General features: G+C 42.2%; 11 protein-coding genes. 7 read left to right on the top strand and 4 right to left on the bottom strand.

The features are described from left to right. Positions 1-72 precede the first annotated feature (72 nt). Positions 73-1,326, bottom strand: coding sequence for a malic enzyme-like NAD(P)-binding protein (locus ACGHEH_RS18425; RefSeq protein ID WP_349285105.1), 1,254 nt, complete (start codon positions 1,324-1,326; stop codon positions 73-75). Positions 1,327-1,922: 596 nt separating this feature from the next. Next, positions 1,923-2,138 carry a 50S ribosomal protein L31 gene (gene rpmE, locus ACGHEH_RS18420; RefSeq protein WP_390448304.1) on the bottom strand — a complete coding sequence of 72 codons (216 nt, stop codon included), beginning with the start codon at positions 2,136-2,138 and terminating at the stop codon, positions 1,923-1,925. A 254-nt stretch (positions 2,139-2,392) separates the two neighbouring features. Here rpmE and priA point away from each other — a divergent pair, with 254 nt between their 5' ends. The 5 genes from priA (at position 2,393) to ACGHEH_RS18395 (ending at position 7,518) form a co-directional block, all read left to right on the top strand. After that, positions 2,393-4,564, top strand: coding sequence for a primosomal protein N' (gene priA, locus ACGHEH_RS18415; protein ID WP_390448301.1), 2,172 nt, complete (start codon positions 2,393-2,395; stop codon positions 4,562-4,564). Between the two features lie 7 nt (positions 4,565-4,571). After that, positions 4,572-5,105 carry an SPOR domain-containing protein gene (locus ACGHEH_RS18410; RefSeq protein WP_390448298.1) on the top strand — a complete coding sequence of 178 codons (534 nt, stop codon included), beginning with the start codon at positions 4,572-4,574 and terminating at the stop codon, positions 5,103-5,105. A gap of 84 nt (positions 5,106-5,189) precedes the next feature. Then, positions 5,190-5,708 carry an ATP-dependent protease subunit HslV gene (hslV, locus tag ACGHEH_RS18405; protein WP_130254176.1) on the top strand — a complete coding sequence of 173 codons (519 nt, stop codon included), beginning with the start codon at positions 5,190-5,192 and terminating at the stop codon, positions 5,706-5,708. Between the two features lie 9 nt (positions 5,709-5,717). Beyond that, the gene (gene hslU / locus ACGHEH_RS18400) at positions 5,718-7,046 is read left to right on the top strand and encodes an HslU--HslV peptidase ATPase subunit (protein ID WP_390448295.1); all 1,329 of its coding nucleotides are present in this window, start codon (positions 5,718-5,720) and stop codon (positions 7,044-7,046) included. 88 nt (positions 7,047-7,134) lie between these two features. Then, positions 7,135-7,518, top strand: coding sequence for a gamma-butyrobetaine hydroxylase-like domain-containing protein (locus tag ACGHEH_RS18395; protein WP_390448292.1), 384 nt, complete (start codon positions 7,135-7,137; stop codon positions 7,516-7,518). Positions 7,519-7,585: 67 nt separating this feature from the next. Here ACGHEH_RS18395 and ACGHEH_RS18390 read toward each other — a convergent pair whose 3' ends face one another. Both ACGHEH_RS18390 and ACGHEH_RS18385 read right to left on the bottom strand, forming a co-directional pair. Continuing rightward, a complete protein-coding gene (locus ACGHEH_RS18390) occupies positions 7,586-9,442 on the bottom strand; it encodes a methyl-accepting chemotaxis protein (RefSeq protein ID WP_390448289.1) in 1,857 nt (618 codons plus the stop codon). 130 nt (positions 9,443-9,572) lie between these two features. After that, positions 9,573-10,592 carry a glycosyltransferase family protein gene (locus tag ACGHEH_RS18385; protein ID WP_390448286.1) on the bottom strand — a complete coding sequence of 340 codons (1,020 nt, stop codon included), beginning with the start codon at positions 10,590-10,592 and terminating at the stop codon, positions 9,573-9,575. A gap of 261 nt (positions 10,593-10,853) precedes the next feature. Between ACGHEH_RS18385 and rraA the strand changes: the two genes are divergently transcribed. Both rraA and ACGHEH_RS18375 read left to right on the top strand, forming a co-directional pair. Beyond that, a complete protein-coding gene (gene rraA / locus ACGHEH_RS18380; RefSeq protein ID WP_349285111.1) occupies positions 10,854-11,363 on the top strand; it encodes a ribonuclease E activity regulator RraA in 510 nt (169 codons plus the stop codon). Next, positions 11,363-12,415, top strand: a complete 1,053-nt coding sequence (locus ACGHEH_RS18375; protein WP_390448282.1) for a formimidoylglutamase — start codon at positions 11,363-11,365, stop codon at positions 12,413-12,415. The genes rraA and ACGHEH_RS18375 overlap by 1 nt, the downstream gene beginning before the upstream one ends. Positions 12,416-12,421: the final 6 nt, after the last annotated feature.

Below are 12,421 nucleotides of genomic sequence, written 5' to 3'. Positions count from 1 at the left end.
TTGTTATTACAAAGAAAACATAAAAAAACCTCGCCGTTGCGAGGTTTTTTATTAATCTAGTCTTTTCTAAGATTAAGATTCAAATTGTGCCATGTAGTTTTCTGGTAGTTCGATTTGCGCAACGCCAGAATCAATCGCAGCCTGTGCTACAGCTTTAGCAATGCGAGGCAATAAACGCGGATCCATTGGCTTAGGAATAATATACTCAGCGCCAAACTCTAACGACTCAACATCGGCTGCTTTAAGCACTTGCTCAGGCACTGGCTCTTTCGCAATACCACGAATGGCCTCTACCGCTGCGATTTTCATTTCATCGTTAATCGCTGTTGCACGCACATCAAGTGCACCACGGAAGATAAACGGGAAACATAAAACGTTGTTAACCTGGTTAGGGTAATCTGAACGACCTGTCGCCATAATTAAATCGTTGCGTGCACCATGTGCAACTTCTGGATTAATTTCAGGGTCAGGGTTTGAGCATGCAAACACGACTGGCTTGTCTGCCATAAGCTTTAGGTCTTCTGGAGAAAGTAAATCAGGGCCAGATACACCCACAAACACATCGGCTTCTGCAATTACATCTTGAAGCGTACGCTTATCAGTGTTGTTAGCAAATAGCTTTTTATACTCGTTTAAGTCATCACGACGCGTATGGATAACGCCTTTACGGTCTAGCATGTAAATGTGTTCACGCTGTGCGCCACATTTAATCAGCAGTTCCATACATGCGATTGCTGCAGCACCTGCACCTAAACATACAATGATAGCGTCATGAATGTCTTTGCCTTGTACTTCCAGTGCATTCAACATACCCGCAGCAGTTACAATCGCAGTACCATGCTGGTCGTCGTGGAATACAGGAATATCACAACGCTCTATGAGCGCTTTTTCAATCTCAAAACATTCTGGTGCTTTAATATCTTCAAGGTTGATACCACCAAAGGTGTCTGCAATATTCGCAACCGTATTAATAAAATCTTCTGTAGTGCGGTGCTTTACTTCAATGTCGATTGAATCTAAGCCTGCAAAACGTTTGAATAATAGCGCTTTACCTTCCATGACTGGTTTAGAAGCAAGTGGGCCTAAGTTACCTAAACCTAAAATTGCAGTGCCATTACTGATCACCGCAACCATATTGCCTTTACCTGTATATCGGTAAGCATTAGCAGGATCTGCAGCAATTTCTCGAACCGGCTCAGCCACACCTGGGCTGTAGGCCAACGCAAGATCTTTAACTGTTTCGGCTGGTTTAGTTAATTCAACACTGATTTTACCTGGAACGGGATGAGCGTGGTAATGTAAAGCTTGTTCACGAAAGTCTGACATGACGCGATTTTTTCCTGCAAAGAAGTTAAAAGTGAGAGTGAAATAATTTGCAATAACTAAAAGATACTCGCTTTCTAGATATATTCAAGCAATTTCAGGTCTATCCACTTTTTAGCGAAATTTATCTGCAAGATGCCGTAATTTTGCAGATTTTATGAAACATTCTTTTAGCTTTTTTGACATTTTACTGACCTAAAAAAGGGTCAATACGTTTAATAAACCAGCAATTTATACGACTAAAAATGTCACCATACCAAACATAGAAAGAAAACCCAACTTAGCTACATTTACCGCACTTTAGACTCTTTTAAACACATTTAGATAACTTTAACTCTAAAAAAAACCAGTTAAAGCAACCATATCTTTGAGAAAGCTAAAGACAATCTCGATAAAAAGTGCAAAGTTATGCATTTAGTTATTACGCCATTTTCTACGGCTGTGCTACGAAAAGGGTTTGATGTATCAGAAATAATTTTGCAGAAGAACGATCAGATAAGCAATGCCAAGCCAGCTGGAAATAATGAATATTCAGAAGATTAATGAGATTCAGACATAAAAAAGCACCCAAATGGGTGCCTTTCTCAAACAAGCGATGCTTATTTCTTGCTGCTAAGAGCACCGAAACGCTTGTTGAAGCGATCAACACGACCACCTGTATCAAGGATCTTCTGCTTACCAGTGTAGAACGGGTGACATGAAGAACATACGTCTAGGTGAATGTCTTTACATAGTGTTGAACGAGTTTCGAATTTGTTACCACATGAACAAGTTGCTGTGATTGACTCGTACTTAGGGTGGATACCTTCTTTCATAGTAAACCTCTAGGTTAGGCCGTATCGCTCTCCAAACCCGAAGTTTGGCACCATACGTAGTTATATTCAAATTAGTGGACGCGTATTTTATTGAAGTAGTCCGAGATCTACAAGCAATAATTGCACAAAAAGTAAATAAATTCGGCGTTCATTGCACCCAATCCATTGAACAGCAATTTACCTCACGTTTTTCACTGGGATTTCAAGGTCTGCTTTAGTACATTATAACCATCTACCGCCATGTTCGAACATTCATGCTATTTGTTGAAGTTGCCCTAAAAGTCCCACTACATAGAACCTTTGATTATAAAATCGACCCGAATATTACAGTTCAAAAAGGCTGTCGTGTATGGGTGACTTTTGCCAATAGAAAATTGGTCGCCATGGTCGTTGATATCAAGACTCAGTCAGGTGTGCCCGATAATAAAATCAAAGACATTACCTCTGTCATTGATGAGCGCCCTATTATCAGTGATGCTTATCTTACCTTTTTGAAATTTACAGCACGTTATTATTGCCACTCGCTAGGCGAAACCATTTTTACTGCGCTACCAGCATCTTTGCGTCAAGGTGAGCACCCAGATAAAACCCAAGTACCCGATTACACACTCACTGAGGAAGGAAAAGCTTCTCCCAAGCTTCGCGCTAAAAAGCAATTAGCATTGATTGAGCATTTAAAAGGCTCGGGCGTAACGAGCCTCACTGAGTTAAAAGCATTAGGGTTTACAACACAACAAATTAAACCGCTCAAAGAGAAAGGCTTAATCACAGAAGCCATTAATCACTGTGAAGCTTGGTCGTCAGACACACTTGAGATTGCAAGCAAACCACGCCTCAATGAAGAGCAAGCTGCCATTTGTGCTGCCGTTAATCAACAAGCAGGGTATCGCACTTTCTTAATTGAAGGCGTCACGGGCAGTGGTAAAACTGAAGTTTACTTACAATGTTTAGAGAAAGTACTTAATGATGGTAAACAGGCCCTGGTTTTAGTACCAGAAATTGGCCTGACGCCACAAACTGTAAACCGCTTCAGGCGTCGCTTTCCAAATACTCCCATTGATTTATGGCATTCAAATTTAACCGATAATGAGCGATTACACACTTGGCGACGCGCTGAGCAAGGTAGTAGCGCGCTAGTTATCGCAACTCGCTCAGGGATTTTCTTACCTTTTAAAAGCCTAGGCATGGTCGTGGTAGATGAAGAGCATGACGGATCTTTTAAGCAACAAGATGGACTGCGTTATCACGCTCGAGACTTGGCTGTTTACCGCTGTGCAACACAGCAAATATCGCTTTTATTAGGCACTGCAACCCCCGCACTAGAAACCCTACACAATGCACTCAGTGACAAATATCAATTAGTGTCGCTGACCAAGCGTGCACAAACTAAAGTAGATAACGCCTACTTGTTGGTTGATATGAAAGGCCAGCCACATCAAAATGGTTTTGCACCAACTACTTTACAACATATTGAACGTACGCTTGCACGTGGTAAGCAAGTCATGGTGTTTTTAAACCGACGGGGTTATGCGCCAACTTTAATGTGTCATGAGTGTGGCTGGCTCAGCGAGTGTCACCGCTGTAGTGCCAGTGCCACCTACCATAAAGGCATGTCACGCTTAGTATGCCATCACTGTGGTGAGCAAAGCTATGTGCCACCCCAGTGTGTTGACTGTGGCAGTACCAATATTTTGCCAGTGGGTTTGGGCACTGAACAAGTTGAACAGTTTTTAGAATTGCAATTTCCCGACGCGCCACTGAGCCGTATAGATCGAGATTCAACCCGCCGTAAAGGCGCACTCGAAGAAGCCCTCAATGAAATTAATGAAGGTGGCGCACGTATTCTGGTTGGCACTCAAATGCTGGCGAAAGGTCACCACTTTGCCGATGTCAGCCTAGTGGTTATCTTAGATGTCGACAGTGGTTTATACAGTAGTGACTTTAGAGCCACAGAACATATGGCTCAGTTAATCACTCAAGTTGCTGGACGCGCTGGGCGCAGTGGCGAACCCGGCACGGTATTATTACAAACTCATTATTGCGAACACCCGCTATTACAAGATCTAGTTAATAATGGCTACGGCGACTTTGCCCGTTATGCACTCAAAGAGCGTGAAGAAGTTGCATTACCACCATTTTCTTTCTTAGCTTTAATACGCGCCGAAGCTAACAATGCCAAATTAGTCAGCGACTTTTTATCGGATCTGGTTCCTGCAAACCCATTCTCTGGTATACAATTGCTCGGACCAATTCCCGCGCCGATGGAGCGCGTGGCAGGAAAATATCGATATCAATTACATATTCAAGCGCAGGACCGTGCAATTCTTCATAGTTACTTAACTCAGTTATTAGCCTATGTAGATAAGCACCCATTAGCAAACCGACTGCGCTGGAGTATAGACATAGATCCTATGGATACTTATTAAGTAACTTATGGCACAACACGACTTTATAAATAAAAAGCCAAAAGGCAGAAATACCAAAAAAGCGGCGCCTAGCCCAAAACCCGTCTCAAAATTGCTTATCTTGCTGGCCTTACTGCTCGTTGGCGGTTTTGCATATGGTCTTTGGTATATCACACAAAATGCCGATCTTAAAAAAGTAGAAGAAGCCGCCAAACCAATTGCCAAAAAAGAGCAACCAGTGGTGAAACCTAAGCCTAAAGATCCTGACTTTATTCAAGAAATTAAAGACGCAGAAATCAAAGTCGAGATTAAAGAAATCAAAAAACGCGGTCCATACCAGATGCAATGTGGTTCATTCAGAAAACACGAAGACGCAGAGAGCATGAAAGCACAAATTGCTTTTGTTGGCCTAGTTGCTGAAATCCGCAGAACCGAAGGGTCAAATGGTGTCTGGTTTAGAGTACGCCTAGGCCCTTATGAAAGTAAGCGACAAGCGGAAAGCGATAAAAATAAGCTCAAGCGTATCAACATCGTAAGCTGTGGAATTTGGGGCTGGACTTGATTTCTCACTAATAGCCCATATACCTACAGCAATCTAAGATATTTAAGTAAGACAAGTGTGAGTTAACGCACAGTAAGGAATTTTATGACTACTATCGTAAGCGTGCGTCGTGACGACAAAGTTGTTATCGGCGGCGACGGTCAAGTGTCACTTGGCAATACAGTAATGAAAGGTAATGCCAAAAAAGTACGCCGTCTTTATAACGGTAAAGTATTAGCGGGTTTTGCCGGTGGTACTGCAGATGCATTTACATTATTTGAGCGCTTTGAAAGCAAACTAGAAATGCACCAAGGCCATTTAACCAAAGCAGCTGTGGAAATGGCGAAAGACTGGCGTAGCGACCGCGCGCTTCGTAAACTAGAAGCCCTGTTGGCAGTTGCTGATGAAACCGCTTCATTGATCATCACAGGTAACGGTGACGTAGTGCAACCAGAGCATGATTTAATCGCCATTGGTAGTGGTGGTAACTTTGCACAATCTGCTGCAACTGCACTGTTAGAGAATACAGAGCTAAGTGCACGTGAAATTGTAGAAAAAAGCCTAAAAATTGCTGGCGATATTTGCGTATTCACTAATAATTTCCAAACCATCGAAGAACTATAGAGGATTGCCATGACTGCGATGACCCCAAGAGAGATCGTGCACGAGTTAGATCAGCACATTATCGGTCAAGATAAAGCCAAAAAAGCCGTGGCAATTGCACTTCGTAACCGCTGGCGTCGTATGCAACTTAACGACGATTTGCGCTCTGAAGTTACACCAAAGAATATTCTAATGATCGGCCCAACAGGTGTCGGTAAAACGGAGATTGCACGCCGTTTAGCAAAACTTGCAAATGCGCCTTTCCTGAAAGTTGAAGCAACTAAATTCACAGAAGTGGGCTATGTAGGTAAAGAAGTTGAGACTATCATACGTGATCTTGTTGACATCTCAATCAAAATGACGCGTGAGCAACAAGCGAAAAAGCACCAACACCGTGCTGAGGAAGCCGCTGAGGAGCGCATTCTTGATGCGCTACTTCCACCTGCGAAAGACGCCTGGGGCGAAGCTCAGCCTGCAGAAAATAGCAGCACACGCCAGGTATTCCGTAAGAAATTGCGTGAAGGTCAGCTAGACGACAAAGAAATTGACATTGATGTTGCTGAAGTTGCACCTCAAGTTGAGATCATGGCACCACCGGGTATGGAAGAAATGACCAACCAATTACAAGGTCTATTTCAAAACATGGGTGGCGACAAGCGTAAGAGCCGTAAGCTGAAAATCAAAGATGCTTTCAAGCTACTTGTTGAAGAAGAAGCCGCTAAAATGGTGAATCAAGAAGAGCTGAAAGAACAAGCTATTTTTGCCGTAGAACAAAACGGTATTGTGTTCATCGATGAAATCGACAAAATCTGTAAGCGCGGTGAAGCACAAGGTCCAGACGTGAGCCGCGAAGGTGTACAGCGTGACTTGCTGCCTCTAATTGAAGGCTCAACGGTCAGCACGAAACACGGTATGGTTAAAACTGACCATATTCTTTTCATTGCCTCTGGTGCATTCCAAATGGCAAAGCCGTCTGACTTAATTCCTGAGTTGCAGGGCCGCTTACCTATTCGTGTAGAACTGGAAGCTTTATCGGCAGCTGACTTCAAACGCATCCTTACCGAACCTCATGCATCGCTTACTGAACAGCAACAAGCACTTCTAGGCACAGAGCAAGTGACTATCGACTTCACTGATGATGCGCTCACTAAGATTGCAGAAGCAGCATGGCAAGTAAACGAGAAAACAGAAAACATCGGTGCACGCCGCCTTCACACTGTGATGGAAAAACTGATGGAAGAAATCTCTTTTGATGCTTCTGAGAAGACAGGCACAACGCTAACTATCGATGCAAGCTATGTTGAGCAGCATTTAGACATGCTGGTACAAGATGAAGACTTAAGCCGCTTTATTCTTTAAGTTTAGCAAAGATTATGCGCTATTATTAAGCGGGGCCTGTGCCCCGCTTTTTTGTAAGATACAGATAAAATACTCATTGAGAGCAGTAATGTATATTGTCAATAAACTTCACTATCATACCGTTTCCAAAGCGCTCGACATTCATTTCGATGATAAACAAATATTCACGTTAAGCTGTGAGTATTTAAGAACACACTCTCCATCTGCTGAAGTACAAGGGCATGGTAATCAGTCTAAAGACCCTCTGAACTTGGTGTTAAATAAGCAAGAAGTAGCCATCAGAAAGCTTGAGCCTGTTGGACATTATGCTGTGAGACTTATTTTTGATGACGGCCATGACTCCGGTCTGTATAGCTGGCAGTATTTACGTGCACTATCAGAAGAACAGTCTGAGCGTTGGCAGAGATACCAAGCGAGAGTTGAGGACTATCATGCCAATCAAGATCGCATTCCAATCAAGTTCACGCCTTAATTTTGAGTCTTAAAACTTGAATATAAAAAACGCAGCAAACGCTGCGTTTTTTAGTTTTATTAGCAATCTAGTAGCGGTACTTGGCAACCGCCTCATGTAGTACTTTGGCTTGCTCTGAAACCTCTTCACTACTTTGGGCATTACTCTGTGCATGCTCAGATGCAACTTGTGCAATATCTCGAATGCGAACTACGTTCTTATTCACCTCAGAAGCAACTTGGTTCTGTTCATCAATGGCTGTTGCGATGTGCGTACTCATTTCCATAATAGTTTGAACATCCGCTGTAATCGAACTAAGCAACTCACCTGCCTTCTCGGCTTGAGAAACACTCTCACTACCTTGAGTACGACATTGTTGCATGATACTCACAACAGACTGGGTGCGCTCTTGCAGAGTAGAAATGATACTCTCAATTTCTTGTGTCGAGTCTTGTGTACGCTGTGCTAAAGATCGAACTTCATCAGCAACAACAGCAAAGCCTCGACCTTGCTCACCTGCACGTGCAGCTTCAATTGCTGCATTCAAAGCAAGTAAATTTGTCTGCTCTGCAATACCACGGATTACATCTAAAACCGAGCCTATTGTTTCTGCATCACGCTCAAGTTGCGAAACAACGTCTGATGCGCCACCTAACGAATCAGATAACGCCATAATACGCTGAATTGTCGCGTCAACTTCTACCCTACCTTGTTGCGCATTACCATTGGTTGACTCAGCTTTATTCGCTGCAGCTTCAGTATTATGGGAGATATCTTGAATCGTAGCCTGCATCTCAGTCGCTGCTGTCGCTACCATATCTGCCTCGTGCAATTGCTCATGCATACCCGCACTGGTTTGTGCGGTAGTTTCACTTAAATGATGAGTCGCTTCATTAATCGTACCTAAAGCCGTGTTTACTTCTGAGATCAGAATCTTGAAGTCACCTATCAAGCTATTAAAATCTTCTGTCATCGTGGTAATTTCATCATTACCAGTAGACTCAATTTTAATTGCTAAGTTGTTTTCACGGCGAATTCGCTCAATGGTTTGATAGACACGTTCCACAGGTCCAATGATTGAACGACTGGTAGACAGTACCAAAATCATAACGATAATCGCTGCGACGACAAATATACCTATGGCAGCAGCTTGCGTTGCTCTAGCATTATCCTCAATAGCTTGCTTTGTTTGCAGTACAATATTCTCAACCGTTGCATCACCTTGCTTTACAATTTTAACCATCTCGCCTAATGCACCGCTATCAAGCGATACACCTAGTTCGACTTGTGCATCAACAAGGTTAGTGAACTTGTTTTTATATTCCAAAAGTAAAGGTGATAAGCCGTAAGACTGTAATTTGGGGTAAAGCTCATCGTAGGTTTTATTAAATTTACCTAGGTATTTGGTATCTAGGCGAAGCATAAAGTCTTTTTCAGCTCGTCTAAGTTGAAGCATCAAGCTTAGTAATTCGAAGTTGTTATGCTGCTTCAATCCTGTTTCGACTTCATGCACCGCAGAACGTAACGCACCATATAATGCATCTTTAGGGTGTAAACCAATCTTCTTTTGCAGAACGACTACAGTTTCAAATGTTTCTTTGTAAGATCGACTTAACCCACGAAACTTTTCAAGCTCCCCTTGATCAATAGATAAGTCATCCAGTAAAACATTTAATAGATCTATCTTTGTGATTAAGTGCTGATATTCTTTATCAAATTTACTAAGCGCTTCCGTGTCCTTATAGAATAGAAAATTCTTCTCAAACTTGCGCATGGATAACTCATGAATTTCAAGCTCTTCAGCGTACTGAATTGCTTCGTTGAGTTTAAGCATTGTGCGAGCTTCAAAGATAATCACCGCTAGCATTACCAGCATTGCGATACCAACAACTATCGCATTGAGCTGTAAACGCCTTTTGATGGTTAAATTTTCTAATAAGGCCATACCGTTACCTAAGGTTATGAAACATATGATTAGTATAGACCAAGGCTGAAAATTAGGCTTTTAGATTTCACATAAAAACAATAAAAAAGTGCCAACATGCGCAATAATTAAACGGATTTTCTATTTGGAACTATCCAACTTTCAATGATTTCCAAACGAAATCATGCAATGCGCTGACATCATGCCATTGCTCTGCTTTAATCCACTCAACAAGGGCACACGGATCTGCTGAAAAATCCACCGACTTTTTAGGCGCGGTGTCCAAAAAATCTTCAACTGCATTGGCATTTAAATAATGCATCTGCTTTGCCCAGCCAAGTTTAATTAACAAGCTTGCATCAATCACCTGTGTTAGTTCTTGCTCAAGTGGTTTAATTAATAGGCTTTTTCCCATATTCAGCGCTGCATTCAGTACTTCAAATTGCGCATGTGCAATCACGCCTTTGCAGCTTTTCATGTCATGTAATAACTGATCATGATCATCGGGCCGGTAGTGAATATTGCCAACCGACTTCATCTCAGCTGCTGGATGAAAGCAATAAAATTCCGTGTTTGGAAAACTTGCCAGTAATAGCTCTATCGCCTCTAACTTTTCTGACGGCAAATAAACGACCACCTTATTTTTAATACAAGTCGTGTGATAGCTTGGTACGATAGGCGGTAAAATATTTTTCGCAAAAGGGATCCAGTGAAACCCTAAGCGGTAATCTGCAGGGACTAACCATTGCTGCCAAATTCTAGTTAAATTCGCCCCTTCAAAAGGCAGTTGGTGATGGTTTACTGCAACATGATGTCCCAAAGCGAGCACAGGAATACTTGAAAGCTTTGCCGACCAGGCAACGATAGACTCGTTGTCAGTAATAACTAAATTATAATTCGCAACTTTAAAGTATGCTCGATGAGTGAAAATGTCAGAAACTTTTTGTCTGAAGGTTTTCGTAAAGCGATTTGGTTTATGCCTCACTAAGCAACTCCCCACTTTGAGTGCTTCAATTTCAGCAACTACCTGTTTACTCATAGGTTTTGACAGGATATTACCTGATAGGATCACATCTGTATTCACCTGATGCGCTTTGAAGCACTTAATCAACAAGAGTGTTTGCTGTAATTGTGCAAGATCGATGATTTTTGCTGCATATAATACTTTCAATGCACTTCACCTTATTCATTCCTTGTGGCAAGAACACCAGGGCGTTGTCATAACTGGTACTTCTTACACAAAACCGTTGTCTACTGATTAAACTTTAGACTTTAAAAATAACAGTTGGGTGAACTTTTTAAGACACTATTATGGAATTCAAAAGAGTTTGATTGAACGTACAAAGTGCCTGCTTTTACAGCAATTTTGCCATTGCTATGAGCTTGCATCAGAGTATACTGGAACAAACACATACTCTCTGGAGAACTCAATATGGACTACAGCACATCTGACTTATGCGATCATTTTGCAGATGCAATCGATGTACTTGAACCCATGTTCATTAACTTTGGTGGACACTCTGCATTTTGCGGTCGCATCGTTACAGTGAAATGCTTTGAAAACAACGAACTGATTCAAGAGATTTTAGAACAAGACGGTACTGGCAAAATTCTATTAATTGATGGTGGTGGTTCTTCGCGCCGAGCACTTATCGATATCGAATTAGCTGAGCTGGCTGTAGAAAATCATTGGCAAGGTATTGTTGTTTATGGCGCAGTTAGACATGTTGATGAACTCGAAGAGTGTGAACTAGGTATACAAGCTATTGCGTCTATTCCTGTCGCAGCTGATAGCCAAGGCAGTGGCGAGCAAGGTGTCCCCGTCAACTTTGCGGGAGTTTCGTTTTACGAAGACGATTATCTATATGCTGACAGCACTGGGATTATCATTTCCGCCGAAGAGCTGGTACTCGAAGATGCGCTTGAAGAAGTCGAAGCATAATGGGCAACTGGTTAATTCGATATAGTGAAGCCGACATAAAGTGCTTTAACACAAGCAGAGCGAATGAAACTCGCTTTTGGCAATCAATCTCCTTTTTAGACCAGTCAGCGCCTTTAGAAAGTGCACTAAAAGATGCGGCTGAATTTGGTATTAAATATGTTTTACTCGGCATTAACGAGGACATTGGCCCAAGAGCAAACTGTGGTCGCGGAGGCGCAACACAAGGTTGGCAAGCGTTTTTAAAACGCTTTTTAAACTTACCTAGTAATGAGTTTCTAGATCCAAAATCAGTATTGCTGTTAGGCGAGGTCAATTGTGATGATTTGCAATCGCAAAGCGAAGCATTAGATAACGCAAATGCTGCAGATTTAGCACAATTAAGAAGCTTATGTAGTGAATTAGATGAAAGAGTAACAGCCGTTTTGAAACCGGTTTTTGATGCTGGGTTAGAAGCCATTGTCATTGGTGGTGGCCACAATAATTGTTACCCAATTTTAAAGGCCTTAAGCACCAGTGAAGCTAAGTCGTGTAATGCCATTAACTTCGATCCACATGCTGATTTTAGGGCCATTGAAGGTCGTCATAGTGGCAACGGTTTCCACTATGCATATCAAGACGGATATTTATATGATTACCATGTGGTTGGCATGCATGAGCAAAAAAATAATCAAACCATTATCAGCTCACTGACTAATGCCGGGTTTACCTACACCACTTACCAAACCCTACAAGTTATGCGCAGCCGCAGTTTAACTTCAGACTGCACACACAGTTTAGCCCGCTTTAAAATTGATAAACCATTAGGTATCGAAGTTGATGTAGACGCCATTAGTGGCATGCCTGTCAGCGCTTTCACGAATTGTGGTTTTTCTGTCAGCGATGCAGAACATTTTGTCTATCTGGGTGCAACACACAGCGCTAGCCGTTATTTACACCTGTGTGAGGCAGCACCTTCGACACACCCGAATGGCTTAGAGCAAGGCATAACTGAAGCTGGGCAAGTACTAAGTGGTCTAGTCTGTAGTTATTTATTGGGTAAACAGCAAGGGTAGCACAAC

The sequence above is a fragment of the Pseudoalteromonas sp. MTN2-4 genome (assembly GCF_042848605.1).
In the GTDB taxonomy this organism is placed as follows: domain Bacteria; phylum Pseudomonadota; class Gammaproteobacteria; order Enterobacterales; family Alteromonadaceae; genus Pseudoalteromonas.
This window is presented reverse-complemented; position numbering and strand designations above follow the sequence as displayed.

Excerpts from the sequence above, each read along its gene's own strand:
- ACGHEH_RS18425 (WP_349285105.1), bottom strand. The coding sequence starts at position 1,326 with ATGTCAGACTTTCGTGAACAAGCTTTACATTACCACGCTCATCCCGTT.
- hslU (WP_390448295.1), top strand. The coding sequence starts at position 5,718 with ATGACTGCGATGACCCCAAGAGAGATCGTGCACGAGTTAGATCAGCAC.
- rpmE (WP_390448304.1), bottom strand. The coding sequence starts at position 2,138 with ATGAAAGAAGGTATCCACCCTAAGTACGAGTCAATCACAGCAACTTGT.
- hslV (WP_130254176.1), top strand. The coding sequence starts at position 5,190 with ATGACTACTATCGTAAGCGTGCGTCGTGACGACAAAGTTGTTATCGGC.
- rraA (WP_349285111.1), top strand. The coding sequence starts at position 10,854 with ATGGACTACAGCACATCTGACTTATGCGATCATTTTGCAGATGCAATC.
- ACGHEH_RS18410 (WP_390448298.1), top strand. The coding sequence starts at position 4,572 with ATGGCACAACACGACTTTATAAATAAAAAGCCAAAAGGCAGAAATACC.
- priA (WP_390448301.1), top strand. The coding sequence starts at position 2,393 with ATGCTATTTGTTGAAGTTGCCCTAAAAGTCCCACTACATAGAACCTTT.
- ACGHEH_RS18390 (WP_390448289.1), bottom strand. The coding sequence starts at position 9,442 with ATGGCCTTATTAGAAAATTTAACCATCAAAAGGCGTTTACAGCTCAAT.
- ACGHEH_RS18375 (WP_390448282.1), top strand. The coding sequence starts at position 11,363 with ATGGGCAACTGGTTAATTCGATATAGTGAAGCCGACATAAAGTGCTTT.
- ACGHEH_RS18395 (WP_390448292.1), top strand. The coding sequence starts at position 7,135 with ATGTATATTGTCAATAAACTTCACTATCATACCGTTTCCAAAGCGCTC.